Below are 25,969 nucleotides of genomic sequence, written 5' to 3'. Positions count from 1 at the left end.
GACGCAAACCTAGCCGTAGGCTATGAGGAATTACAAATTACAAATTATGGCTGACTTAGCATTCCAAAGCTCTCCAGAATTCTCTCTGGGGATGGAGATTGAGTTGCAATTGCTCAATCCCGATACCCTGAAATTGGTAGATGGCATTTTACCGCTTTTGGCACAAGCTCCTGAAAATCCTAGGATACAGCCAGAATTTAACCAAGCGATGGTAGAGATTGCCTCTCAGGTTTGTTCCAATATCCCGGAGTTAGAAGCCAATATTCTGGCAATTCTGCGTGATTTGAAAGCTAGATGTCAAGAACTGGGTATGACTATTTGTACAGCCGGAACTTATCCATGTTGCGATCGCTTTGCCTCTATCACCCCGATTCCCCGATATCTCAACCAGCAAAGGATATCTGGCTATCTTGCCAACTTAATGATGACTTGTGCGCTTCAGATTCATGTAGGAATGCCATCCGGGGATGCAGCTATCGAGATTATGGGCAGACTCAAACCCTATCTCCCTATTTTGTTAGCTTTGTCTGCCAGTTCACCTTTTTGGTGGGGTGAAGACACCAGTTTCGCCTCTTATCGTCAAAGGTTTTTATCATCGTTGAGAAACTATGGTATCGTTCCCAGCTTTCAAAACTGGCAGGATTTTCGTAACTTCTTTGCTAATGCTCAAAGTGCAGGGATGTTTGAGATTATCCGTGATATCCATTGGGATTTGCGCCCCCAACCTGAATTGGGAACTCTGGAAGTCAGGGTGATGGATGCTCAACCAACCATCAAAGAGTCAATGATGCTGGCTGCTTTCATCCATTCTTTAATTGTGGATTTGCATGATCACTGTCAAGGAAAGCAAACAGGATTTTTATTAACTCCCCTTCCTTGGTTATTGGAGAAAGAAAACTACTTTCGTGCATCTCGCTGGGGTTTAGACGCTAACTACATCGAAGATGAACGAGGTAATAGCAGACCCATCAAGCATATAGTTAAAGATATCTTGAATTCATTAGCCGAGACTGCCGATACCCTAGGCAATAGCTCATATTTACACCAACTAGAAACAAGATTAGATCAAGGAGCTAGTTATATTCGTCAACGGCGAGTGTGGGAAAGCACAGGTTCTATGAAAGCGGTAGTTACTTCCTTAGTCAACGAATTGGCAGATGAATTAGCCACTACTAGAAGACAGGCTACAGTATCCATACCTCAAATCTAAAGGCTGATCACACATTGGGGTGCAGTGCCGCAGGCGATCGCCTCTAACTTTCCGCCTTGACGAAGGATTGCAGACAACAATATACTCCCTGAGAAGAATTTATTTTCAGTTCTCTTGAGATTTGATTTATGAATTACCTCTGGTTATCCCTCACTTCTCAGAGTATTTAAACCTAGAAGAAAATCATAAACAAAGTTAAGTTTCTTGACAAAATTCTGCATTAAAATTACCGCTTTAAAAGCTTGAAACTCTATCTATATAAAAGATTCAACAACTTTAAGCATCACTGTAAATGAATAATTAAAAAATTGTAAATTACATTTTTCCCTCAAAAAAAATGATATGTTGTATACAGAATTGAATTTCGCACGTATCTGGAGTAGTACAACGTAATCTACTCCAGTTTTTCCACCCTCAATCCCTTGCAGATTAACACTTTCAGCATGATTACAGGAGGGTTTGAGTACAAAACTGTATAGTCAGAAATCAGCCCAAACAGCAGTCAAATCTTTGCTACGCTTGGGTTACAGATGAGTACAACTAAAACCTGAACCCCAGACCATAAATACTCGTACCCTGCTCAAAAAATACTAGAACCCCCATCTGAAAAAAAAATTTAAAATTCTTTAAATGTCGTCATAATCTAAATTCTAGATTTTGAGTACAAATGTAATAAATCCAATAAATTCTATTCCAGAGTGGCGCATCACGACTGTAAAACAGGACTGCTATAAATCTTATATCGCCAATCACTTAACGCTTCTACACAAAAGAAAAGCGAAGAGTGAGTGGAGGGATGAGATAGCACTATGCCTTCGTGAAGAGAAGTCGCGGCTGTACACACAATTCTACCAAGATCCCAAAGTTGACACACACCAGCCGAAACTCAAGGACTTCACAAACTGCCCTACTGAGCAAAGCCACCTTAAACAAGTGTCTAAGCTACCGCCACAGTTCAAACTGCTGCGGTCAGTGTGACAGACGCGACTTCAATTCTTCAGGCAAAAAGGGTAGCAACCGCATCTCCCACAGTGGCAGCTAGTCCACCGACCTTTGCGAAATTCAATGACACCACCAGTTACAGGCTCTTCCGTTACTGAATCGACACCTACCACAGCAAAATCAGGTGGTTGCGGATGCAACAGCAACAGCAGCGCCACCGTGGAATTAGATGAAAAGCTCAAAGAACGCATTGCTAAACATCCCTGCTACAGCGAAGAAGCCCATCACCATTACGCCAGGATGCACGTTGCAGTCGCTCCCGCCTGTAACATTCAGTGCAACTATTGCAACCGTAAATATGACTGCGCTAACGAAAGCCGTCCTGGGGTAGTTAGCGAATTACTCACCCCAGAGGAAGCCGCCCACAAAGTTTTAGTCATTGCAGGTAAAATTCCCCAAATGACAGTTTTGGGAATTGCTGGCCCTGGTGATCCTTTGGCGAACCCAGACAAGACATTCCGCACCTTTGAGTTGATAGCAGACAAAGCCCCAGATATTAAGCTGTGTCTCTCAACCAACGGTTTGATGCTCTCAGAACACATTGATCGCATTAAACAACTCAATATAGATCACGTTACAATTACCCTTAACACCATCGATCCCGAAATCGGAGCGCAGATTTATTCTTGGGTTCACTACAAACGTAGACGTTATAGAGGCTTAGAAGGCGCGAAAATTCTCCTAGAGAAGCAACTAGAAGGTTTGCAAGCCCTCAAAGAAGCCGATATCTTGTGCAAAGTCAACTCGGTAATGATTCCGGGCATTAACGACCAACACCTAATCGAAGTCAACAAGGTGATTCGTGAAAACGGTGCATTCCTGCACAACATCATGCCCTTGATTTCTGCACCAGAACACGGTACATACTTCGGCTTAACCGGACAGCGCGGCCCCACACAAAAAGAACTACAAGCAGTCCAAGACCAATGTGCTGGCAACATGACAATGATGCGCCATTGCCGTCAGTGCCGCGCCGATGCTGTAGGCTTATTAGGAGAAGACCGCAGTCAGGAATTTACTAAAGATAAATTCTTGGAAATGTCCCCAGAATACGACTACGACAAACGCCAAGAAGTTCACGCAGGTATTGAGAAATTTAGAGAAGAATTACAAGTAGCCAGAGAAAAGGTATTAGTTGGCAAGCAGCAAGCAGCTAACAACCCGAAAATCTTAGTTGCAGTTGCCACCAAAGGCGGCGGTTTAGTTAACCAACACTTCGGTCATGCGAAGGAATTCCAAGTTTACGAAGTGGATGGTAGTGAAGTTAAGTTTGTCAGTCACCGTAAAGTAGACCATTATTGTCAAGGTGGATACGGCGAAGCAGCCACATTTGACAATATTGTGAAAACAATCGCAGATTGCAAAGCAGTTCTAGTTTCTAAAATTGGCGAATCACCCAAAGAAAAACTGCTTCAAGCTGGCATACAGGCTGTAGAAGCTTACGACGTGATTGAGAAGGTGGCTTTAGAGTTTCACGAACAATACGTCAAGGAAGGGAATAGGGACTAGGGACTAGGGACTGGGGACTGGGGATTAGGGACTGGGGACTCTTGACTGGGGACTGGGGATTAGGGACTGGGGATTAGGGACTAAGTAATTATTCCAATACCCAATACCCAATACCCAATACCCAATACCCAATACCCAATACCCAACACCCAATACCCAGTACCCAGTACCCAGTACCCAATCCCCAATCCCCCATGCCCAATAAGGAGAATAGTCATGGCTTACAAAATTACCAGCCAATGTATTTCCTGCAAGCTTTGTCTGTCTGTTTGTCCTAATAATGCAATCTTGGTTGTTGAAGACGGTAAGCGTTGGATTGACCCCGACTTATGTACAAACTGCGCTGATAGTATCCACACCGTCCCACAATGTCAAGCGGTTTGTCCTACCCGTGATGGTTGCGTAAAAGAACCTAGTGATTATTGGGATCGTTGGTTTGCTTACTATAACCAAGTTATAGCGAAATTAACAAAAAAACAAGACTATTGGGAGCGTTGGTTTACTTGCTATTCAGAAATCTATGCGAAACAGTTGGAAAAGCATCAGGGTGAAATCTTAGGGGTATAGAAATGAGCGTAATTTATTTGGATAATAATGCTACCACTAAGGTAGACCCGGAAGTTATACAGGCGATCATGCCTTATTTAACGGAATATTACGGCAACCCCTCTAGTATGCACACCTTTGGTGGGCAACTAGCCAAGGCAGTCAGAACAGCAAGAGAACAAGTTGCAGCCCTATTGGGTGCTGATGAATCAGAAATTGTGTTTACCAGTTGTGGAACTGAGGGTGATAACGCTGCCATTCGCGCCGCTTTGTTAGCCCAACCAGAAAAGCGTCACATTATCACTACCCAGGTAGAACACCCCGCAGTTTTGAATGTCTGCAAACAATTAGAAACCCAAGGTTACAGTGTTACCTATCTGTCTGTGAATCGTCAGGGGCAGTTGGATCTAGATGAACTAGAAGCCTCGTTGACAGGTAACACCGCCCTGGTGACAATTATGTATGCCAACAACGAAACCGGGACGATATTCCCAATTGAACAAATTGGGTTGCGGGTGAAGGAAAAAGGTGCTATATTCCATGTAGACGCGGTGCAAGCAGTAGGTAAGATACCTCTGAATATGAAGCATAGCACCGTAGATATGTTAACCATGTCTGGTCACAAAATCCACGCACCTAAAGGTATCGGGGCTTTGTATGTCCGCCGTGGTGTGAGATTCCGCCCCTTGTTGATTGGTGGACACCAAGAACGGGGACGGCGTGCAGGGACAGAAAATGTACCGGGAATTGTCGGTTTAGGGAAAGCCGCAGAGTTGGAAATGCTTCACTTAGAGGAAGCAATTAAGAGAGAGAAAAGGCTGCGCGATCGCCTAGAACAATCCTTACTCGCTAAAATTCCTGACTGCGAAGTTAACGGTGACATTACGCAGAGATTGCCAAACACCACCAACATCGGTTTTAAATACATCGAAGGTGAAGCTATCCTGCTATTGTTAAATAAATACGGTATCTGTGCTTCTTCTGGTTCTGCTTGTACCTCTGGCTCATTAGAACCATCCCACGTCCTCCGGGCTATGGGTTTACCATACACCACATTACACGGTTCGATTCGCTTCAGTCTTTGTCGCTACACCACCGAAGCCGAAATCGACAAAGTAATCGAGGTTATGCCCGACATTGTAGAACGTCTGCGCGCTCTCTCCCCCTTCAAAAATGATGAAGCGGGTTGGTTGCAATCCCAAGAACAAACACTTGCACATCGTTAATTAGGGACTGGGGACTGGGGAATAGGGATTGGGTACTCAGTAATTATTCCAATACCCAATACCCAATACCCAGTACCCAATACCCAATACCTAATACCATCATTCAGCACTCATAACTAAATAAATATGTGGGACTACACAGATAAGGTCTTAGAACTGTTTTACGATCCCAAGAATCAGGGAGTTATTGAAGAAAACGGCGAGCCTGGCGTGAAGGTCGCTACGGGAGAAGTAGGAAGTATTGCTTGCGGTGATGCGCTGAGATTGCACATCAAGGTGGAAGTAGAATCTGATAAGATTCTTGATGCTCGTTTCCAGACTTTTGGTTGTACCAGTGCGATCGCTTCTTCTAGCGCGTTGACGGAAATGATTAAGGGTCTAACCCTAGATGAAGCCCTGAAAGTTTCTAATAAAGACATTGCTAATTACCTCGGTGGCTTGCCTGAAGCCAAAATCCACTGCTCTGTGATGGGGCAGGAAGCTCTGGAAGCTGCTATCTATAACTATCGTGGCATTCCTCTGGCTGCCCATGATGACGATGATGAAGGTGCATTAGTTTGTACTTGTTTCAGTGTCAGTGAAAATAAGGTTCGTCGTGTAGTTATCGAAAATAACCTTACTACTGCGGAACAGGTAACAAATTACATTAAAGCTGGTGGCGGATGCGGTTCCTGTTTAGCTAAGATTGATGATATCATTAAAGATGTAAAGGAAAAGAACGCCGCAACAATTCGCAATGAGAACGGCAGTAATCAATCTCCAAATATAGCTAATTCTGGGCAGAAACGACCATTAACCAACGTTCAAAAGATTGCCCTAATTCAAAAAGTCTTAGACGAAGAAGTTAGACCGGTATTAATAGCCGACGGCGGAGATGTAGAACTCTACGACGTAGACGGCGATATTGTCAAAGTAGTGCTGCAAGGTGCGTGTGGCTCTTGTCCAAGCTCTACAGCCACCTTAAAGATAGCGATTGAATCGAGATTACGCGATCGCATCAGCCCCAATTTAGTAGTACAAGCAGTTTAGTTAACAGTCAACAGTTAACTAACACCCAAAAGAACTTTCACAACTACATAAGGAAGGATCATGAGTACAAATTTTAGCGTGTTTTCAGTAGAGCGATCGCCCCCTTTCGGCGACGTTCTACCAACCCTCACCGCCATAGCTCTACAGGCGTGAGTCCAAACACAAAGACCGACCAACTAACCAACAACTAGCAGGAAAACAGAAAAATGACTGACGAAAACATTAGACAGATAGCTTTCTACGGTAAAGGCGGTATCGGTAAATCTACCACCTCCCAAAACACCCTTGCAGCTATGGCAGAAATGGGTCAACGCATTCTCATCGTAGGTTGCGACCCCAAAGCAGACTCCACCCGTTTGATGCTCCACTCCAAAGCTCAAACCACCGTATTACACTTAGCTGCTGAAAAAGGTGCAGTAGAAGACCTGGAACTCGAAGAAATCATGCTGACCGGTTTCCGTGGTGTTCAGTGCGTAGAGTCTGGTGGTCCAGAACCCGGTGTAGGTTGCGCTGGTCGTGGTATCATCACCGCTATTAACTTCTTGGAAGAAAACGGTGCTTACACAGACCTAGACTTCGTTTCCTACGACGTATTGGGTGACGTTGTGTGCGGTGGTTTCGCTATGCCTATCCGTGAAGATTAAGCTGTGTTTGCCAAAGTTTTTGATTATGCAATTGAAGGAAGATTTTTATTTTATATCGCCCTAATTTTGCCCTGGAAAAATTGAAATAAATTAGCAATTTGTTTGATTCTATTCTTTTGTTTACCCTATATTATCCCTTGTGTCAACATCAATACATTATTTTTGATAAATAAATTACTTTCAGTAACAATGCGAAAATAAAAGTAAATTTTTTATATATTTGCTAAAACATATTGTTATTTAATTATTTTCCCGCTAATGTGTTTAAGCAAGAATTATTTTTACTCTTGTTTAAACGCAGATTCATATATGCTTAGTCTAAAACTCAAACCAACCCATAAACCTATTAAGCAGTATTACGAAGAGTTAGAAAATTTTAACAAATTGGGTGTTGTGCATGAGACTGCCGTTAAAGCTGCTTTTCAAAAATTGCTTGAGTCTTGCTGTCAGCAGTTCAAATGGACACTTATACAAGAGTATGGGATTAAAAGACCAAAAAAACAACCGCTTCGTGTCGATTGGAATACGCGAAATTGAATGATTTTGTGATTGTTTCTAAAGACTCTGATTTTCATCAACGCAGTTTACTTTATGGTCATCCTCCAAAATTTATATTTCTTCGTATTGGTAACAGCCCAACATCTAAAATTGTGCAAATTTTGCGAGATAACTTTAACATCATTAACCAGTTTGCCGATACTCAACAAGAAAGTATTTTAGTGTTGGCTTAGTCACTTCCCAACACCTCGCTTAATTCTTCAGTATGAAAAATTTGGCGTTGCTGAATTGAAGCATAAAATTTTAATTTTTGCTTCTACAAAATCTTACTCTCTCTCTGCGCCTCTGCACGCCAGTTGCTACAAGTCGGCGAAGCCGCCCAACGCACTGGCTCGTCTCTGCGTGAGATAAATTCATATTCTTAATCAGCACCGCCAGAACCTTTGCTTAATTCATCATGGGTATCACTCCTTGATTTTCTATCTGTAACCGCAACCTCTCATTTTCTCTTCTCAATTGCTCATTTTCCTGCTGTAGCGCAATTACCATTTCTTGCAACTCTTGCACCTTAGACTTTTTCTTAATAGCTTGTTCAATAGCAACCTTGCGATTTTCCAAACTAAACCATTTTTGATAAATGGATGTGTGCATATTCACCGAATGACCCAAATTATCAGCAGCAGCTTTAATAGGAATCCCCATTAAATGCGCTCTAATAGCCCAAGCATGACGTAAATCATAAGGTTGAAAAGGAATCCCGACAAATCTAAACCATCGGTCTGTACCATGTCGAGCCGAATTAATTTGTTTACTGGAAATCTTATTTTTTATCTTCGCCTTTAATAACTCAATCGCTTCCGTATCAGTTTTTAAATTAAAAATCTCCACCCAGCGCGGATATAATGGTAAAGCTTCCCTTTCACCTGTTTTACATTCTTCGTTCACACGCCAAGTATTCATAGTATTATCTGATGATAACCACCAATCTAAATCAGGATTGACAAAAATTTCTCTTGGTCGTAATCCATAGGTAGCTAACATCCCATATACCCAACGCCAAAGTTTCCAATTATTCCTATCTTCCCTGGTGAGCAATTTACTAGGACGGTTGAGGGCGTAAGTCTCAAACTTGAGATATTCCTGCTCTATCTCTGCATCAGTCGGTATATCACGCTTACGTGTAGCACTAGGTTTGATTTTTAAATTACTAAGCTCTGGGACTTCTAACCCAGAACATTTACACAATACCCGAATCACTTTAATTAACTCATTTTTTACACTATCTGAGGAAGTACAACCTTGCACAGCTTCAATAAAATTAACATTTGTTGCTGGTTTATCCTGCGGTAAGTGTGTTTGAGCAATATACAGATAACTATTAAAAGTGTTCTCACTCTTCAGAGTAAGTTTTCTAGTTTGGAAATAATTGCGCTCGAAATCTGCAATCAAATCACCAATAGTTTTTGCTTTAACTTTATGGCGAGTTTTGCCTAGATATTTATCAGTCCATTGAAACTGTTTTCTTGCAATCAATCTACCTAACTCATAAGCTTCTTCTTCCGCCGTAGTTAAACCATCAAAATTAAACGGTATACCCAAAGAAACATCATATTGTTTCGTTCCTATACCTTTTTTATCAATATCTCCTGGTTTAATGGGTAGGGTACTTCTCAGTTGCAGCGAATTACCAGATTTCCTTACAGAAACACTTACCCTCGCCGCCTTCAGTCTAGCATTTACCGCCTTTAATTCCGCCTCTAATTTTGCCGCCAAGTGATTTTGTTGCTCTATTACTGCTTGCATTCTGCCTAAATATCCTCCATCGGTGATGGCTGTTGCTTGAAAATCGGCAAATGCTTCCTGTGTTCTGTTCATACCCTAGATTTACCCTAATAAAAATACTGTTCATCATTGACAATGATGACAGCAAACATTGTTTAAATTGAACATTTATAGGTTAAAATAATAATATTATTGCTCTTTTTCGTGAAGGTAAAGCACAAGAAATCTACATCGTTACCTCTGGTGAAATGATGGCGATGTACGCTGCAAACAACATCGCTCGCGGTATTTTGAAATATGCTCACTCCGGTGGTGTACGCTTGGGTGGTTTGATCTGTAACAGCCGTAAAGTTGACCGTGAAGCTGAATTGATCGAAAACTTGGCTGAACGTTTGAACACCCAAATGATTCACTTCGTACCTCGTGACAACATCGTTCAACACGCAGAATTGCGTCGTATGACCGTTAACGAGTACGCTCCTGACAGCAACCAAGCTCACGAATACCGCGCATTAGCTAAGAAGATCATCAACAACCAAAAACTCACCATTCCTACTCCATTGGAAATGGATGAATTGGAAGCCCTGTTGATCGAATACGGTATCCTTGATGACGATACCAAGCACGCTGATGTCATTGGTAAGCCCGCAGCTGCTAAATAGGTCATACCGTAATTAGGAGACATGGAGAAAGGAAGTTGAGGAAGTAATTCCCCTTCCCACTCTCCCTTCCCATCCCTCTCCCCTCTCCCTATATCCTTTTATTTTCCATTCGTAAAAGTCACTGAGGCAGACTATGACACCTCCAGAAAACAAGAATCTTGTAGAAGAACATAAGGAACTCATCCAAGACGTTCTGAAAGCTTATCCCGAAAAATCTCGCAAAAAACGCGAAAAACACCTGAATGTACACGAAGAAGGTAAGTCTGACTGCGGCGTTAAGTCTAACATCAAATCCGTTCCTGGTGTAATGACCGCTCGTGGTTGTGCTTACGCAGGTTCTAAGGGTGTGGTTTGGGGTCCTATTAAGGACATGATCCACATCAGCCACGGGCCTGTAGGTTGCGGTTACTGGTCTTGGTCTGGTCGTCGTAACTACTATGTAGGTTCAACTGGTATCGACTCTTTCGGTACCATGCACTTCACTTCCGACTTCCAAGAACGCGACATCGTTTTTGGTGGTGACAAAAAACTAACTAAACTGATCGAAGAAATCGACGTTCTTTTCCCTCTCAACCGTGGTATTTCCATTCAATCTGAATGTCCCATCGGTCTAATCGGGGATGACATCGAAGCTGTTGCTAAGAAAGCTTCTAAACAAATTGGTAAGCCAGTTATCCCCCTGCGTTGCGAAGGTTTCCGTGGTGTATCCCAATCTTTAGGTCACCACATTGCTAACGACGCTATCCGTGACTGGATCTTCCCTCACTTTGACAAGGCTAAGAAGGAAAACAAAATTGACTTCGAGCCAAGCCCCTATGATGTAGCATTAATTGGTGACTACAATATCGGTGGTGACGCTTGGGCTAGCCGGATGCTGTTGGAAGAAATCGGCTTACGTGTTGTTGCTCAGTGGTCTGGTGACGGTACTCTCAACGAGTTGATCCAAGGGCCTGCTGCTAAGTTGGTTCTGATCCACTGCTACCGTTCTATGAACTACATCTGCCGTAGCTTGGAAGAAGCTTATGGTATGCCTTGGATGGAGTTCAACTTCTTCGGCCCCACCAAGATTGCTGAATCTTTACGTCAAGTCGCTGCTAAATTTGACTCTAAGATTCAAGAAAACGCCGAGAAGGTAATTGCTAAGTACACTCCAATCATGAACGCCGTGGTTGAGAAGTACCGTCCTCGTCTCGAAGGCAACACCGTAATGTTGTACGTAGGTGGTCTACGTCCTCGTCACGTTGTTCCCGCTTTTGAAGACTTGGGTATCAAAGTTCTTGGTACTGGTTACGAGTTTGCTCACAACGACGACTACAAACGTACCACCCACTACATCGATAACGCCACCATCATTTATGATGACGTTACCGCTTACGAATTCGAGGAATTCGTTAAAGCTAAGAAGCCTGATTTAATCGCTTCTGGTATTAAAGAGAAGTACGTCTTCCAAAAGATGGGTCTTCCCTTCCGTCAAATGCACTCTTGGGATTACTCCGAACTTGGTGACAGGGTGCAAATGTCAGGTAAGGTAAGGTTTTTTGGTAGGGGGAGAAAAATGAGTCTATTTTTAGCTTAAATGTAGGTTTTAGGGTTATCTGGGAACAATTTATTTTTGCGGTTTTAGATAATATAACTCTTATGGGGTCTGGTTTTTGGGTTTTGCTTAAATTTTGGTTAGCGGAAAATTGTAAATTAAAAAACTATTTTAATTGATATTTTTTTAGATTAACATGAGGCGTTGGTGCAGCATTGTCGCAGATATCGCTTCATTTAACAGTAGGGGATGCGATCGCCATAAGCAGAAGTAATCGACCTGTGGTATGTTCAACCTAAACAGACTTGACGATAGAGTTCAGCGACCGTAGATAAACTTATACTAAGTTGCCAAAGTTCTGTAGGGTGCGTCAGCATTAATTAATTTTCATGATGAAATAGTCTACTCAAGCTGACGCACCCTACTTGCTACTTGCTTACTATACGCTAACCTCTATCTGGAATTATGTCATCACCAAATTCTGAAACCAGCCAATTAAAGGTATCTTCACCATCACGAATCATATCTTCTTCTATCAATTTCAACTCTAGCTGTTCGGCTTCATGAATAGCTTTGTTTAAAGCATCATTATCTTCTTGAAGTTCTTTTGATTTTTTGATACAAGTGTAATAAGCTTCTTTAATAGTGGTTGCAGAAGCTTCTATTGATAACTTGCTAATAAGAGAACTTTGATCATCAAGATTTAAGTATTTAGTAACTTTCCAATTGATGTTTTGTGAATATAAATTTACATCCAGGCAAAAGGTAGTTTCTTCTGAACTACATTGGAAAGTATATCGCGCAGCTAGTGTAGCTGTTATTTTACGACCATGATTTTGATGTATTACATTTGATTTGTATATTTTTGAATCAAATGTAACACACACATCAATCATTTCTTTCGCATTCACGGGAACATTATTTTCTCCTAAAAATTTTAGAATATTGTCAATATTAGTAATCTTCGTAAAGTTTCGAGCCTTCATTTGATTAAAATCGGTATCAGCCTCTTGCAAAGTTTTCCCTTTACCAATAATAAAGGGTCTGTCTGACTCAACCTTCACATTTGGTGATCGTAAAAAGATACTCCAGCCATCTTGACCATTGTTACATCTGTAGTAAATGTACTGTTTCAGGATAAATGTCTGATTAATATTTCTATCCAGTTCATTCAGAAGTCTGCACCTATTTCGGTTATCTTCTTCATAGGATGCAGTTTTTTTCTGAAAATTTTCTACTAATTTTAAAGCTTTACCTGGAAGTAGCTGTTCTCTATGATATGCAAGACAACTATAATAGTATTGCAGTGGGTAACGTGTGACATATTCGTTCAGGTAAATGAACCCTCTACGATGCCATCTTTCCTGATATTCAAAAGTAGCTTCATCGAATGCTGTTACTGTTTTAGTATCAACTAATGGATCATATAAATAACAGTATTTGGCAAAACTCCGATAATTGCTGAATTCTGGGTTTGTAGGTTGTAGTTCGGTATGTTCAGATGGAATGTTAATAATAACTTTTCTTGGATAACTTGGTTTATTAGATTCTTCTACCATTTCAATAGCTCCAAATTGCTAGATAGTGATTTTCATGAAACTTTTACAGCTATAACTTCCCCATACTGCACTGCTAGACAATGTTGATACCGAATGGAATTAAGCCTTATATTTTACCTTGTGCAAGGAAATTTATTAACCTCAATCTCTCCAATACCTAATTACAACTGAACTAAAGACTTACTTTTAATTTTATATTATGCCTTAATCTGGATAAGCCAAACCCGTACTTGGATCGCGGATATATAACCCTAGTGTGAGACTACGCATCACTTCATCCCAAACGGGTGTGAGTTGTTCGGCTTGATCAGCCCAATAATCGAATGTAATCAAGCATTGCACATTTGAACCCAAACCTATGCAAATCCGGGAAAATGCTTCCCGTGCTTCTTCCTGAGTGTCGATAAACTTAATTTCTGTCCAGACAATTCGGGCGGTTTGGCGTTTTTCAGTAATGATTTCCCCTTTCTCTATGACGTTGCGACCATCATCTTCTACCACTTTCTTTAAGGTAGATTTTAGGGGAAATAGACTCCAGTCACGAGGCGGTAGACGATTGAAAGATACTTCTAGACAGCAATCATCATCAGGTGGTTTTCTATCACTGAACTTGAATGATTTTTCTTGTGGCTCAAAAAACCAATTCTGGGGAACATTGAAGCGCACAGCCCCCCGATCTGCTACAAAGATTTTATAGCCTGATGGTGCTTCCCAACGATGGTCAGGCTTGAGTTCAAGCGTTTCTTTAATCCACTGGAGATTGTTTTTCTTACGCTTTGCCATAGTGTTTTTGCAAATCTGCGGTTTTGGCGATAAGCGATCGCCCACTCCATTAATATTATCAAATCCTATTATTTTGTTGCGATCGCCTGTGGATATACTTGCTTTTTACTTATGGGACTTTATCCTTGTTCTGTGGAGGCGATACCTACACTAACGCTCTTTTACCATGAAATTATTCTGTAGGGTGTGTCAGCTTGGGTACACTATTTCATCATGAAAATGAATTAACGCTGACGCACCCTACATTACTTTAGTGTAGTATTAGTGTGTATCAGTACAGTCAAAATTTTTGCGCTAAATATGAAATCATACTGAAGTATGTCTAATTATCGCCGAGTTTTAGCGTCTGGAGGTACTTTCTTTTTTACCCAGGTGACTTATCAAAGAATACCTTGGTTATGTAGTGAGATAGGGCGAGAAAACCTTCGCAAATCTATTAGGAGAGTTCAGCAACTTTATCCTTTTTCTCTTGAGGCGATCGCTCTTTTACCAGAGCATATTCATTGTATCTGGACTTTACCGGAAAATGATAGTAATTATGCCATCCGTTGGCGATTAATTAAAAGCTTTGTTACCTATAGTTGTGCAGAAAAATTAGGCATAATAGCAGAAATTAGTCAATCGCGCCAAAAACGCCAAGAAAGTAATTTATGGCAAAGGCGATATTGGGAACATTTAATTAGAGATGAAAAAGACTTTGCTAACCATTGTGATTATGTTCATTATAATCCTGTCAAGCATGGTTTATGCCAATCTCCCAAAGAATGGAAATATTCAAGTTTTCACCGTTTTGTTAAACAAGGAATTTATCCAGAAGATTGGGGAAGTGTTCAAGTACCAAATATACCTGACAATATTGGCAGGGAATAACCCATATTTTGTAGGGTGCGTCAGCATTAATTCATTTTTGTGATGAAATAACTCACTCAAGCTGACGCACCCTACTTGCTTGCTGACAACAACAAAACAGAGTACAGAAACCTCTATACTCTGTTTTGTCTTAGATGATCGGATGAATTATTATGCTTCTGCCCCTTCTAGCTCATCATTAGGAGATCCCAACAAATTACTAACAGCTTCGTCATGTCTCTCCCACCCTTCTTCCCAAGCTTCAATTGCTTGTTCAGCTACATACTCTCCAAATTTTTCGCCTGCTGCTGTAACTGCTGCTGCCCCAAACGTTACAACAACTCCTGTTGCAAGGGTAGTTAATGGTTCTGCCATGATTAATAAAGTTTAGTGACGTGAACAATACTCTTTAAATGTATCTAGAAAAATTAAAATATACAATATCCAATCATTAAAGTTTATGTGTTTTTTTGTTTATAGAATAGCTATATTTTATTAGTATATATACGTAACAACGAAAATCAAGGGTGCGTCAGTGTTAATTCATATTCATGATGAAATACTGTACTCAAGCTGATTTACAATACTTGCTTTCTAGGTAAATTAACATCGTAATATTACTTAATTTGATGTAATAGTGGAAGTAATGAACAATCTAGATATGTTGTTTAACAGTACAACACACCAGATCAATTTTTTTAGCCTATTCAACTCTGTTTATAAACAAACTCCATCTTTAACTTCTCAATCTCCAACTTCAACCTTTCATTCTCCATCCTCAACTTAGCATTCTCCTCCTTAATTAACTCAATCTCATTCCTCTTAGTCAAAGCCTGATTAATTGCCAACTTCCGCATATCTAGGGAAAACCAACGCTGATAAGTCTGGGTGTGAACTTGCACACTATGCCCTAAATTATCCGCCGCCGCTTTGATGGGAATTCCTAAAATATGCGCTCGAATTGCCCAAGCATGACGCAAATCATAAGGCTTAAAATCTAACCCGATTTTGCGAAACCACCAACTAACTCTTTGTGTTAATGCTGTTATCTCCGCATGATTATTCTTATCTTTTTTACTAATTGCTGTCGCCAGCATTTCTAAATACTTAGGATTTCTTAAATCAAACTGATCAATCCATTCTTTATGTAAAGGTAATGCTTGCCTTTCACCAGTTTTACAGTCTTTATGCACCTTCCATGTAAAATCTAAATTATCTGAACTTAACCACCAATCAATATCAGGGTTAATAAAAATTTCCCTTGGGCGTAAACCAAAAACTGCTAACATTCCATACGTCCACCGCCAAAGCTGCCAGCTATCTTTAACATCTTGATTAACTTGATTACCTCTGATATTTAAATACTCTTCAAATTTGCTAATTCCTGTAGTTATTTCCGCATCGGTTGGTATATTCCGAGAATTGCGCTCAGGCATTTTGGAATATTGAGATAAATCAATATCGATGTTGAATGTCTGACAAAACGCCGATATTGCTCTGACTGCATTATATCTAGCCCATTCTTTATCGATTTGTTGAATGGAACTGATGAAATTTTCCGCAGTTGCTAAATCTTGAGAATTGGTATATCGCTGAGTCCGAGAAAAATAATAAAAAAAAGTATGTTCGCTTTTGGTTGTGCGTTTATGAGTTTTAAAATATTCTTCTTCAAATTTTTCCAGTAACTCACCTATGGTTATCACATCTTTTTTAGTAGCTTCCTTGCTTAAATATTTATCATTCCATTCAAAGGTTTTACGAGCGATTAATTTACCTAATTCATAAGCTTCTTCCTCAGCCGTTTTCAGTCCATCCAAGTTAGCAGGAATATTCAAACTGAGATTGTATTGCTTTCTCCCAGTTCCTCTGCTGTCCTTATCCCCTGGTTTAATGGGTAATGTCGCCCTTAATTGCAGACTTCCGTGTGATTCCCTAATTGTGACTTTGGTCTTTGCAGACTTCAAACGCAGATTTACCTTTTCTAATTCTTGTAATACCTTTGCTTTCATAAACTCTCTTTGCTGCTGTGCTTGCAGACTTGAGCCGAGAAAACTGCCGTCGGTAGATGAAAGAGGCTCTAAGTCTGCAAAGGCTAGTTGATATTTGTCTTGACCCTGATTTTGCATCGCTGTGGTATTAGCCTATATTTAGCCTAAAAATTAATGTGTTCTCAGCAAACAATGTTCATGACTAACACTGCTTACCGTAAACAATAAGCCGTTTAAAGCTATTAAACCATAAAAAGAATTACTCCGGCCCTTATCACGGTTACGACGGATTCGCTATCTTCGCCCGTGATATGGATCTCGCCCTCAACAGCCCCACTTGGGACTTGATTGGCGCACCTTGGAAGAAAGCTTCTGCAAAGGCTAAAGTTGCAGCCTAATTAATTCCAGGGAAATAAACGGATAGCCTGGGGTGTTTGCGCCCCAGGAAACGAGGGAGGAATGGTGAATGCTGAATGCTGGATGAATACTTTCATTCATTATTCATGATTCATCACTCGCCACTCCCTTCAGGGGGAATTACTCCCCCAGGCTATTCAACTCATCACTTACAAACCAACCAGCAAGCGTAGAGAGATAGACAAATGCCACAGAATCCTGAAAAAATTGTAGACCACGTTGATCTATTCAAACAGCCAGAATACACCGAGCTATTTGAAAACAAGAGAAAGAACTTTGAAGGCGCACACTCTGCTGAAGAAGTTGAAAGAGTTTCTGAGTGGACAAAAACTTGGGAATACCGGGAAAAGAACTTCGCTCGTGAAGCTTTAACCGTTAACCCCGCTAAAGGTTGCCAACCCGTAGGCGCGATGTTCGCTGCTTTGGGTTTTGAAGGTACTCTTCCCTTCGTTCAAGGTTCTCAAGGTTGCGTTGCTTACTTCCGTACCCACCTCAGCCGTCACTACAAAGAGCCTTGCTCCGCAGTGTCTTCTTCTATGACAGAAGACGCAGCAGTATTCGGTGGCTTGAACAACATGATTGAAGGTATGCAAGTTGCTTACCAACTCTACAAGCCTAAGATGATTGCTGTTTGCACCACCTGTATGGCTGAGGTTATTGGTGAAAAATTGGGTTATCAGAGATGAATCATGGTATCTTAAAACCACCGAAATACCTAGTTGCAAGAGCCACAGCTAAACTGCTTCTCCTGAACAGATGTATTTTGGCTGAGGTTGTTTCATGATATTTAAGCAAAAACTAAGCAATGCCAAAAACTAGACTGCACAGGGATTACAACGCTTCTACCGTCGATAAAGAATTTAAAGCCACTACAGACGGGACATACATGGGAACTATGAAGCACGTACTCAAACAAACAGCCAAGAGTGAAGAACAGCTTAAACTGAAGCTTGAGGAAGCTAACACTAGATTGAAAGCTGACAAAGCACGGGTAAGTATTATCAGAACCGGGAACGCGCTTCAGTTACAGGCAACGCTGCCATTAAAACCAGGAGATATTGACAAAACAGGTAAGGGAAAAAAGCAATATAAAATATCGTTAGGAATTCCTGCTAATCTACACGGGCTGAAAACTGCGACAGAAGAAGCTCACGAACTGAGTAAATTAATTGCTCGTCAAACTTTTGAATGGACTGATAAGTATTTAGGTAAAAAACAGGATAAAGAAAACAAAACTTTTGGAGAACTATTAGAGCAATATGAAGGATTGTATTTTTCAGAAAGACAAAGGAATATCGGCTCAGAAGGTACTTTTGCAAATTACATGAAAGTGCTGAAGCAGTTTGATAGGGAAATGCTGGCAACTCCAGAAAATTTAAAAAAACAATTTGATGCCATACCTAATGATATAGGACAATGGAAGCACAGGACTGCGATCACCTTAAACTTATTTACTAAAACTTTTGATATTCCTTTAAAAGTAAAGTTCCAAAGACCTCAAACAGAACGGCGTGACATCCCAAGCGATACAGACATTGAAACAAGTTTTTTAAAATGGGAAGAATACGCTAAAAACCGACGAAATAAAAGAAAGGAACAAGCAGATAATTGGTTAGTGTTTAGATGGATTTATGGCATGATTGCTGCTTATGGATGCCGACCGCATGAGGTAATTTTAAATCCAGATTTCAAGTATTGGCTAAGTCAAGATAATACCGATTTTAGATGGAAAGTTTACGGGGAATGTAAAACAGGTTTTAGAGAAGTCATCCCATTACATGAAAATTGGGTGGAATTATTTGAATTACGAAACCCTGAAATTATTAATTTAGTCGAAAAATACATTAATGGTAGATGTGATTTACAGGGTAGGAATACCTTAGTTCAAGCTATATCTGATTGGTTTCAAAAAGTAAAAGTCGGATTCCGTCCTTACGATTTGCGTCATGCTTGGGCAATTCGAGCGCATTTAATGGGTGTACCTCTGAAAGCTGCGGCTGATAATTTAGGGCATACAATAGAGCAACACACAGACACTTACCAAAAATGGTTTAGTATCGAACATAGAAAGCAAGCGATTAAACAAGCGGTAAATAAAAAGGATGAAATGGATGAACTAAAAGAAGAAAATATCATGTTAAAAACCGAAGTAGCAAGACTCAAAAGTGAACTAGAAAAATTAATGTTAATGTTGACAGAACACCAAATAAAGCAAGCTCTATCTAACTAAATCAATTGCATTACGCTAGAAGGGGTAGTTAGCCCCCTTTTTTTTGTAATGTTGTGCATGACATCTTTGTGTAGATGATTAAAAATTATCAAATATTACCACTAAAATATAACAAAGTAAGTACATTAGATACCGTTTTTAAATTCAACCTTATTTTATGAAAAAACTAAACTTTTTTGACTGTTCATGGGTGTAAAATGTATAACTTTATATAAGTAATTAGTTAGCTTATTCCGGTAAATATGGAAGAAAAGAAGTTATTTTAACCGTTATAGTTAATATATTATTTTGCAGTAGAAAATATCTCCAGATTTAACCAAAAACTAAGAAATAAATTTACTTTTTTGCTTGAAAAATTAAGGGGAGATTTCAAAGAGTTAAGTAAAAACTAAGCAACGCCAGCCAGCAAGATAATAAAACCCCTGTAGAGCAAGTCTGTGAGCGCATTAATTATGTATTTGGTGACGACTTAGGCGCGTTCATCACCAACTCTAGAAATGCTGGTTCTATTCCTCAAGATTTCCCCGTTCCCTTCGCTCACACCCCCAGTTTCGTAGGTTCTCACACCACTGGCTACGACAACATGATGCGGGGTATTCTGTCTAACCTGACAGAAGGTAAGAAGAAAGCTACCAGCAACGGCAAAATCAACTTCATTCCTGGTTTTGATACCTATGTAGGTAACAACCGCGAATTGAAGCGGATGATGGGTGTAATGGGTGTTGACTACACCATTCTGTCTGATACCAGCGACTACTTTGATTCACCCAACACCGGTGAATACGAAATGTACCCAGGTGGTACTAAGTTGGAAGATGCTGCTGATTCTATCAACGCTAAAGCTACAGTTGCTCTTCAAGCTTACACCACACCCAAGACCCGCGAATACATCGAAACCAAGTGGAACCAAGAAACAAAAGTTCTGCGTCCCTTCGGTGTTAAGGGTACTGACGAGTTCTTGACTGCTATCTCTGAATTGACCGGTAAGCCCATTCCTGAAGAATTGGAAATTGAACGCGGTCGTTTGGTTGATGCTATCACCGACTCCTACGCTTGGATTCATGGTAAGAAGTTCGCTATCTACGGCGATCCCGATTTGATCATCTCCGTCACCAGCTTCTTGTTAGAGATGGGTGCTGAACCTGTACACATCCTCTGCAACAATGGCGATGAGGCCTTCAAGAAAGAAATGGAAGCTATCCTCGCCGCTAGCCCCTTCGGTAAAGAAGCTAAAGTTTGGATTCAAAAAGACTTGTGGCACTTCCGTAGCTTGTTGTTCACCGAGCCTGTAGACTTCTTCGTTGGTAACTCCTACGGTAAGTACCTGTGGCGCGACACTAAGATCCCAATGGTACGCATTGGTTATCCTATCTTCGATCGCCATCACTTACACCGCTACGCTACCCTCGGCTACCAAGGTGGTCTAAACATCCTCAACTGGGTTGTTAACACAATTCTAGATGAATTGGATCGCAACTCCAACATCACCGGTAAGACCGATATCTCCTTCGACTTGATTCGCTAGAAATTGCGAGGGGGGCTAGGAGTTAGAGACTAAGGGTTAGATTTTAGGGAAAAGGTAAAAGAGATAAATTCCTCTCCACCTTTTCCCCTTCCTACTTCCTCCTTCCTCCTTTCTCCTTTTCCTTACCAATGCCAATTGACTCTATTCATCTCAGGAATCTAGTATGTCCACAACTCACACTCACCATCATCATCCTAATTTCCATCCACCCAATTATAAACAACCCGGCGCATTTGATGTTCTCCATCCTTTGCGTCGTTGGGTTAATCATATTCCAGTTAACAATGCTCGTTTCGCTCATCTCATCTGTCAGGTTATACCTTGCTGTTGTCCCTTTGAGCGAAATATTAATTTATTTGGGCGGACTTTCCATATTCCAGCATTGTGTAAACTCAATCCTCTGTATGACGACTTTGTAGGATTGCGTTTTCGCGCTTTATCTTATCTAACTGATGAATGTGGAGAAGATGTCACTAAGTACATTTGCTAGAAACTAAAGGCTAGAAGCGGCTAGGGAAAAGAATTCCTCTTGCTGTTTATGTTACCTAATTACATCGCGGCCTTTCTTGCAAAAGTCTAGTTTATGAAAATTTAACCGCCGTGCGAATATACGCCGATAGATGAGTTGGTGTATGTGGTTTAAAGAAGATTTTTGCAAGAAGTTTATGAAGAACGGTCATCAGTATATAAGTTGATAGCTATTAACTAATTGCTGATGACTGATAACTTAAAATTAAAAATGTCGATCTAGCGCGAGAAGAGAGTTCACTAACCCTGCACTTTTAGGGCGGGGATTGCCTAAACCAATTTAGGCAACGCAAGAAGTGAATACCGCATTGAGACACGGTTTGGTACACACGGCTAAATACTTCCCTAGTTTAGCCCTCTGTAATCCTGATTGGTTCAGGAGTTGAGTAAAGCCAAGACATCTTAGCTGTGTTGCGGGAAGGGACTTAAACATTTATGGGTTATACCAAAAAATGCGAGTACCTGTAGTAGATCAAAACCACCAACCACTGATGCCCACAACACCTGCACGAGCAAGGAAGTGGATAGCATCGGGTAAAGCAGTAAAACGCTGGTCGGACGGGGGACAATTTTATGTTCAACTGACTGGCGAGCCATCTGGACGAGCAACCCAAGATATTGTCATTGGGATTGACCCTGGCAAGAAGTTCTCTGGAATTGGTGTTCAAGGAGCTAAGTTGACTCTTTATACAGCACATCTGATTTTGCCGTTTCAGACAGTGCGTAACCGGATGGATGCAAGGCGATTAATGCGGCGTAGTCGTCGGAGTAGGAGAGTTAACCACAAGGTTGTGTTTTCAAAACGCGCACATCGCCAGAAACGTTTTGATAATTGCCGTCAAGGTAAACTTGCGCCGTCAATCCGGGCTAATCGTCAATTGGAACTGAGAATAGTTTCTGAGTTATGCAAAATTTACCCAGTCTCAGAAATACGCTACGAGTATGTTCGGGCTGATGTAGACCTCACCAGTGGACGCAAAAAAGCAAAGTCAGGTAAAGACTTTTCACCTGTAATGGTCGGACAAAAATGGATGTTAAGTCAGCTAGAACAGTTTGCACCAGTTGTTAAAGTTGAAGGCTATCAAACTGCATCAATTCGCAAACACTTGGGGCTAACCAAGAATAAGGTAGACAAATCCAAGCCTGAGTTTAATACTCATGCGGTTGATGGTGTGGCTATTGCAGCAACAGCTTTTGTGGAGTACCGACAGTATCACACGACAAAGATTGATGGTGCTGATTGGTTTGGCGATGTTGTGATTACACCTGCTGTATTCACTTGTGTTCGTAGACCACCATTATCTCGCCGTCAACTTCACCTGATGCTTCCTGCAAAGGGTGGGGTACGTCGTCAATACGGTGGTTCTACAACTCGCCACGGATTACGTAAGGGTGATTTGGTTCATTCGCCCAAGGGAATTGGTTATGTCAGTGGTGACACTGAAAAACAGATATCTGTCAGCGATGCTAACTGGAAACGGTTAGGGCAGATTGCTTCTAGCAAAGTGCAATTGATTCGTCGTTCCAACGGGTTAATTGTTGCCTAGAAGATATGTAAAGCCGTCCTTTGCTTCGCTAAAGGACGGGGTTTCAAACCCATTTTTGCGATGAACACCCAAGGCAAAATCAACGAACTGCTGAATCAGCCGGGATGCGAGCATAATCAACAGAAACACGGTGCAAAGAAGAATAAGTCTTGTACACAACAAGCACAACCGGGTGCGGCTCAAGGTGGCTGTGCTTTTGACGGGGCGATGATTGCTTTAGTACCTATTGCCGATGCGGCTCATTTGGTTCACGGGCCGATCGCCTGTGCTGGTAATTCTTGGGGTAGTCGTGGTAGTCTCTCTTCAGGCCCCCAACTCTATAAAATGGGCTTCACTACCGATATGTCAGAAAATGATGTCATCTTCGGTGGTGAGAAGAAACTCTATAAGGCAATTCTAGAAATTCACAAACGCTACAAACCCTCTGCGGTATTTGTCTACGCTACTTGTGTAACAGCCTTGATTGGTGACGATATGAATGCTGTGTGCAAGGCGGCGGCAGCAAAAATTAATACTCCAGTTATCCCTGTATTTGCTCCTGGCTTCATTGGTAGTAAGAACTTAGGCAACCGTTTCGGCGGTGAAGCTTTATTAGATTATGTTGTCGGGACAGCAGAACCGGAGTTTACCACCCCCTATGATATAAACTTAATTGGCGAGTATAACATCGCCGGAGAAATGTGGGGAGTCCTGCCGTTACTAGAAAAATTGGGTATTCGTGTCCTGTCGAAAATTACAGGCGATGCTCGATTTGAGGAAATCCGCTATGCTCACCGCGCCAAGCTGAACGTCATGATTTGTTCGCGGGCGTTGCTCAATATGGCGAAAAAGATGGAGGAAAAATACGGCATCCCCTACATTGAAGAATCTTTTTATGGCATCGATGATATGAATCGGTGTCTGCGGAATATTGCGGCTCAATTGGGCGACCCGGATTTACAAGCACGCACAGAGGAGTTGATAGCGTCAGAAATGGCGGCTCTAGATTTGACTCTCGCTCCCTATCGCGATCGCCTCAGAGGTAAGCGTGTTGTATTATACACAGGTGGTGTCAAGAGTTGGTCAATTATCTCCGCAGCGAAAGACTTAGGTATAGAAGTAGTTGCTACCAGTACCCGCAAGAGTACGGAAGAAGATAAGGGAAAAATCAAGAAATTGCTGGGTACTGAAGGCATCATGTTAGAAAAGGGCAACGCCAAAGAATTGCTGCAATTGGTCAAAGATACACAAGCTGATATGTTAATTGCCGGTGGTCGTAACCAATACACCGCCCTAAAAGCCCGGATTCCTTTCCTCGATATCAACCAAGAACGTCATCATCCCTACGCCGGCTATGTAGGAATGTTGGAAATGGCGCGGGAATTGTACGAAGCCCTCTACAGCCCGATTTGGGAACAAGTCCGAAAGCCCGCACCTTGGGACGAAGATATGGGGACACTGGCTCACGAATATACAAAAAATCAAAATCGCGCTTTGGCATCTATCGAGGAGTTAATCTGATGGCGGTTGTTACTGTTCCCGAAAAATCAGTTGCAGTGAATCCTCTAAAGCAAAGTCAAGCTTTGGGTGCATCTCTGGCTTTTTTGGGATTGAAGGGGATGATTCCTCTGTTTCACGGTTCGCAAGGTTGTACAGCCTTTGCCAAAGTGGTGTTAGTCCGTCATTTTCGGGAAGCAATTCCCCTAGCTACCACAGCGATGACGGAAGTAACTACGATTTTGGGTGGAGAAGAAAACATCGAACAGGCGATACTAACCTTAGTAGAGAAGTCCAATCCTGAAGTTATTGGTTTGTGTAGCACTGGACTCACAGAAACTAGAGGCGATGATATTGTGAAATTTTTGAAGGATATCCGCGATCGCCATCCAGAAATCGCTCACATCCCAGTTATTTTTGCACCCACACCTGACTTTAAAGGGGCGTTGCAAGATGGTTTTGCCGCAGCTGTCGAAAGCATAGTCAAAGAAATCCCCAAAGCAGGGGCAATCAGAAGCGAACAAGTCACAATTCTGGCTGGTTCTGCCTTCACACCAGGGGATTTGCAAGAAATTAAAGAGATTGTCACCGCTTTTGGATTAATTCCCATCTTTGTCCCTGACATCGGCGCATCACTCGATGGACATCTAGAAGATGGTTACAGTGCGGTGACAGCCAGTGGTACAACCATCAGACAACTTCAAGAAATTGGTAGTTCCGCCTTTACTATCGCCTTGGGTGAAAGTATGCGGGGTGCAGCCAAAATACTCGAAGAACGGTTTAACATTCCCTACGAAGTATTCAGTGAACTCACGGGACTAGAACCAGTAGACGAGTTTTTACAAGCACTAGCCATACTGAGCAGTCGCCCCGTACCCGAAAAGTATCGCCGTCAACGCCGTCAACTGCAAGATGCAATGTTAGACACGCACTTTTACTTTAGTGCCAAGCGAGTATCATTAGCATTAGAACCGGATTTACTCTGGTCAACAGTGCGGTTTCTGCAATCGATGGGGACACAAATTCATGCAGCCGTCACCACCACACGCTCACCCCTCTTAGAAAAACTCCCCATCAAGAGCGTTACCATTGGTGATTTAGAAGACTTTGAAGAATTGGCAGTTGGATCTGACCTGCTGATTGGTAATTCTAACGTAGCTGCGATCGCCAAACGTCTATCCATCCCTCTCTATCGCCTCGGTATACCTATCTATGACCGATTAGGTAATGGTCTATTCACAAAAGTAGGTTATCGCGGCTCAATGGAAGTCTTATTTGGCATCGGTAACTTATTTCTCGAAGCAGAAGAAGAACGAATGAAACATCTATGGGGGCTGGTGTCAAATTAATTCAAAATTCAAAATTAGGGAATTGAGGAGAAATTACCAATGCCCAATTCCCTATGCCCCATCCCCAACGACCAAA

General features: G+C 41.5%; 19 protein-coding genes and 5 pseudogenes. 18 read left to right on the top strand and 6 right to left on the bottom strand.

From position 1 onward, the window contains the following. Positions 1 to 46: 46 nt before the first annotated feature. Both A3775_RS14475 and nifB read left to right on the top strand, forming a co-directional pair. Positions 47 to 1,210: a YbdK family carboxylate-amine ligase gene (locus A3775_RS14475; protein WP_066380960.1), complete on the top strand. Its 1,164-nt coding sequence runs from the start codon at positions 47 to 49 to the stop codon at positions 1,208 to 1,210. A 1,065-nt stretch (positions 1,211 to 2,275) separates the two neighbouring features. Then, positions 2,276 to 3,721, top strand: a complete 1,446-nt coding sequence (gene nifB, locus A3775_RS14470) for a nitrogenase cofactor biosynthesis protein NifB (protein ID WP_066380198.1) — start codon at positions 2,276 to 2,278, stop codon at positions 3,719 to 3,721. An 80-nt stretch (positions 3,722 to 3,801) separates the two neighbouring features. On the opposite strand, the gene A3775_RS24295 is transcribed toward nifB, so the two are convergent. Beyond that, on the bottom strand, positions 3,802 to 3,939 hold the full coding sequence (locus A3775_RS24295; RefSeq protein WP_156481642.1) for a hypothetical protein: 138 nt from the start codon (positions 3,937 to 3,939) through the stop codon (positions 3,802 to 3,804). Here A3775_RS24295 and A3775_RS14465 point away from each other — a divergent pair. From A3775_RS14465 to A3775_RS14440, 5 genes and pseudogenes are all read left to right on the top strand, one after another. Beyond that, positions 3,938 to 4,288 carry a 4Fe-4S binding protein gene (locus tag A3775_RS14465; RefSeq protein ID WP_066380200.1) on the top strand — a complete coding sequence of 117 codons (351 nt, stop codon included), beginning with the start codon at positions 3,938 to 3,940 and terminating at the stop codon, positions 4,286 to 4,288. The genes A3775_RS24295 and A3775_RS14465 overlap by 2 nt on opposite strands. Positions 4,289 to 4,290: 2 nt before the next feature. Continuing rightward, positions 4,291 to 5,493, top strand: coding sequence for a cysteine desulfurase NifS (gene nifS / locus A3775_RS14460; protein WP_066380202.1), 1,203 nt, complete (start codon positions 4,291 to 4,293; stop codon positions 5,491 to 5,493). Positions 5,494 to 5,619: 126 nt separating this feature from the next. Further along, positions 5,620 to 6,522 carry a Fe-S cluster assembly protein NifU gene (gene nifU / locus A3775_RS14455; protein ID WP_066425541.1) on the top strand — a complete coding sequence of 301 codons (903 nt, stop codon included), beginning with the start codon at positions 5,620 to 5,622 and terminating at the stop codon, positions 6,520 to 6,522. Between the two features lie 206 nt (positions 6,523 to 6,728). Further along, positions 6,729 to 7,160 (top strand): annotated as a pseudogene (locus A3775_RS14450) (AAA family ATPase); the annotation flags it as partial. A gap of 524 nt (positions 7,161 to 7,684) precedes the next feature. Then, positions 7,685 to 7,897: a DUF5615 family PIN-like protein gene (locus tag A3775_RS14440; protein WP_197480162.1), complete on the top strand. Its 213-nt coding sequence runs from the start codon at positions 7,685 to 7,687 to the stop codon at positions 7,895 to 7,897. Between the two features lie 214 nt (positions 7,898 to 8,111). On the opposite strand, the gene A3775_RS14435 is transcribed toward A3775_RS14440, so the two are convergent. Continuing rightward, a complete protein-coding gene (locus A3775_RS14435) occupies positions 8,112 to 9,539 on the bottom strand; it encodes an integrase (RefSeq protein WP_066425538.1) in 1,428 nt (475 codons plus the stop codon). Positions 9,540 to 9,649: 110 nt separating this feature from the next. Between A3775_RS14435 and nifH the strand changes: the two are divergent. Beyond that, positions 9,650 to 10,108: pseudogene (nifH, locus tag A3775_RS14430) on the top strand (nitrogenase reductase); the annotation flags it as partial. A gap of 133 nt (positions 10,109 to 10,241) precedes the next feature. Then, positions 10,242 to 11,684 (top strand): nitrogenase molybdenum-iron protein alpha chain, encoded by a 1,443-nt coding sequence (gene nifD, locus A3775_RS14425; protein WP_066425536.1) that lies wholly within the window; start codon positions 10,242 to 10,244, stop codon positions 11,682 to 11,684. Between the two features lie 404 nt (positions 11,685 to 12,088). Here nifD and A3775_RS14420 read toward each other — a convergent pair whose 3' ends face one another. Both A3775_RS14420 and A3775_RS14415 read right to left on the bottom strand, forming a co-directional pair. Further along, positions 12,089 to 13,201, bottom strand: coding sequence for a hypothetical protein (locus tag A3775_RS14420; RefSeq protein ID WP_066425534.1), 1,113 nt, complete (start codon positions 13,199 to 13,201; stop codon positions 12,089 to 12,091). A 204-nt stretch (positions 13,202 to 13,405) separates the two neighbouring features. After that, positions 13,406 to 13,984: a hypothetical protein gene (locus A3775_RS14415; RefSeq protein ID WP_066425532.1), complete on the bottom strand. Its 579-nt coding sequence runs from the start codon at positions 13,982 to 13,984 to the stop codon at positions 13,406 to 13,408. Between the two features lie 318 nt (positions 13,985 to 14,302). Here A3775_RS14415 and A3775_RS14410 point away from each other — a divergent pair, with 318 nt between their 5' ends. Next, positions 14,303 to 14,854: an REP-associated tyrosine transposase gene (locus A3775_RS14410; RefSeq protein ID WP_066425530.1), complete on the top strand. Its 552-nt coding sequence runs from the start codon at positions 14,303 to 14,305 to the stop codon at positions 14,852 to 14,854. Between the two features lie 150 nt (positions 14,855 to 15,004). On the opposite strand, the gene A3775_RS14405 is transcribed toward A3775_RS14410, so the two are convergent. Then, positions 15,005 to 15,208, bottom strand: a complete 204-nt coding sequence (locus A3775_RS14405) for a hypothetical protein (protein ID WP_066425528.1) — start codon at positions 15,206 to 15,208, stop codon at positions 15,005 to 15,007. A 332-nt stretch (positions 15,209 to 15,540) separates the two neighbouring features. Then, a complete protein-coding gene (locus A3775_RS14400; protein ID WP_082803752.1) occupies positions 15,541 to 16,959 on the bottom strand; it encodes a site-specific integrase in 1,419 nt (472 codons plus the stop codon). 110 nt (positions 16,960 to 17,069) lie between these two features. Between A3775_RS14400 and A3775_RS25395 the strand changes: the two are divergent. The 8 genes and pseudogenes from A3775_RS25395 to nifN form a co-directional block, all read left to right on the top strand. After that, positions 17,070 to 17,219, top strand: a pseudogene (locus A3775_RS25395) (nitrogenase molybdenum-iron protein subunit alpha); the annotation flags it as partial. Positions 17,220 to 17,423: 204 nt separating this feature from the next. Further along, positions 17,424 to 17,909, top strand: a pseudogene (locus A3775_RS14395) (DUF3364 domain-containing protein); the annotation flags it as partial. Between the two features lie 134 nt (positions 17,910 to 18,043). After that, positions 18,044 to 19,468, top strand: coding sequence for a site-specific integrase (locus A3775_RS14390; RefSeq protein WP_066425526.1), 1,425 nt, complete (start codon positions 18,044 to 18,046; stop codon positions 19,466 to 19,468). A 454-nt stretch (positions 19,469 to 19,922) separates the two neighbouring features. Then, a pseudogene (gene nifK, locus A3775_RS14385) lies at positions 19,923 to 20,993 on the top strand (nitrogenase molybdenum-iron protein subunit beta); the annotation flags it as partial. A 163-nt stretch (positions 20,994 to 21,156) separates the two neighbouring features. Next, entirely contained in the window at positions 21,157 to 21,483 is a 327-nt protein-coding gene (locus A3775_RS23640; RefSeq protein ID WP_082803750.1) for a Mo-dependent nitrogenase C-terminal domain-containing protein, read from the top strand. A gap of 490 nt (positions 21,484 to 21,973) precedes the next feature. Then, on the top strand, positions 21,974 to 23,068 hold the full coding sequence (locus tag A3775_RS14380; RefSeq protein WP_066380218.1) for an RRXRR domain-containing protein: 1,095 nt from the start codon (positions 21,974 to 21,976) through the stop codon (positions 23,066 to 23,068). A gap of 60 nt (positions 23,069 to 23,128) precedes the next feature. Next, on the top strand, positions 23,129 to 24,568 hold the full coding sequence (gene nifE / locus A3775_RS14375) for a nitrogenase iron-molybdenum cofactor biosynthesis protein NifE (protein WP_066425524.1): 1,440 nt from the start codon (positions 23,129 to 23,131) through the stop codon (positions 24,566 to 24,568). Beyond that, a complete protein-coding gene (nifN, locus tag A3775_RS14370) occupies positions 24,568 to 25,893 on the top strand; it encodes a nitrogenase iron-molybdenum cofactor biosynthesis protein NifN (protein WP_066425522.1) in 1,326 nt (441 codons plus the stop codon). The genes nifE and nifN overlap by 1 nt, the downstream gene beginning before the upstream one ends. The last annotated feature ends 76 nt before the right edge of the window (positions 25,894 to 25,969 follow it).

This window comes from Anabaena sp. 4-3, from assembly GCF_001597745.1.
GTDB lineage: Bacteria > Cyanobacteriota > Cyanobacteriia > Cyanobacteriales > Nostocaceae > Trichormus.
The sequence above is the reverse complement of the archived record's forward strand: the minus strand, read 5'-3'. Positions and strand labels throughout refer to the sequence as shown.

Bases quoted from the DNA above. Each gene is read 5' to 3' on its own strand.
- nifS (WP_066380202.1), top strand. From the start codon at position 4,291: ATGAGCGTAATTTATTTGGATAATAATGCTACCACTAAGGTAGACCCG.
- A3775_RS14405 (WP_066425528.1), bottom strand. From the start codon at position 15,208: ATGGCAGAACCATTAACTACCCTTGCAACAGGAGTTGTTGTAACGTTT.
- A3775_RS14465 (WP_066380200.1), top strand. From the start codon at position 3,938: ATGGCTTACAAAATTACCAGCCAATGTATTTCCTGCAAGCTTTGTCTG.
- A3775_RS23640 (WP_082803750.1), top strand. From the start codon at position 21,157: ATGTCCACAACTCACACTCACCATCATCATCCTAATTTCCATCCACCC.
- A3775_RS14400 (WP_082803752.1), bottom strand. From the start codon at position 16,959: ATGCAAAATCAGGGTCAAGACAAATATCAACTAGCCTTTGCAGACTTA.
- A3775_RS14420 (WP_066425534.1), bottom strand. From the start codon at position 13,201: ATGGTAGAAGAATCTAATAAACCAAGTTATCCAAGAAAAGTTATTATT.
- nifD (WP_066425536.1), top strand. From the start codon at position 10,242: ATGACACCTCCAGAAAACAAGAATCTTGTAGAAGAACATAAGGAACTC.
- nifE (WP_066425524.1), top strand. From the start codon at position 23,129: ATGAACACCCAAGGCAAAATCAACGAACTGCTGAATCAGCCGGGATGC.
- A3775_RS14415 (WP_066425532.1), bottom strand. From the start codon at position 13,984: ATGGCAAAGCGTAAGAAAAACAATCTCCAGTGGATTAAAGAAACGCTT.
- A3775_RS14410 (WP_066425530.1), top strand. From the start codon at position 14,303: ATGTCTAATTATCGCCGAGTTTTAGCGTCTGGAGGTACTTTCTTTTTT.
- nifB (WP_066380198.1), top strand. From the start codon at position 2,276: ATGACACCACCAGTTACAGGCTCTTCCGTTACTGAATCGACACCTACC.
- A3775_RS24295 (WP_156481642.1), bottom strand. From the start codon at position 3,939: ATGACTATTCTCCTTATTGGGCATGGGGGATTGGGGATTGGGTACTGG.
- A3775_RS14435 (WP_066425538.1), bottom strand. From the start codon at position 9,539: ATGAACAGAACACAGGAAGCATTTGCCGATTTTCAAGCAACAGCCATC.
- A3775_RS14380 (WP_066380218.1), top strand. From the start codon at position 21,974: ATGCGAGTACCTGTAGTAGATCAAAACCACCAACCACTGATGCCCACA.
- nifU (WP_066425541.1), top strand. From the start codon at position 5,620: ATGTGGGACTACACAGATAAGGTCTTAGAACTGTTTTACGATCCCAAG.
- A3775_RS14390 (WP_066425526.1), top strand. From the start codon at position 18,044: ATGCCAAAAACTAGACTGCACAGGGATTACAACGCTTCTACCGTCGAT.
- nifN (WP_066425522.1), top strand. From the start codon at position 24,568: ATGGCGGTTGTTACTGTTCCCGAAAAATCAGTTGCAGTGAATCCTCTA.
- A3775_RS14475 (WP_066380960.1), top strand. From the start codon at position 47: ATGGCTGACTTAGCATTCCAAAGCTCTCCAGAATTCTCTCTGGGGATG.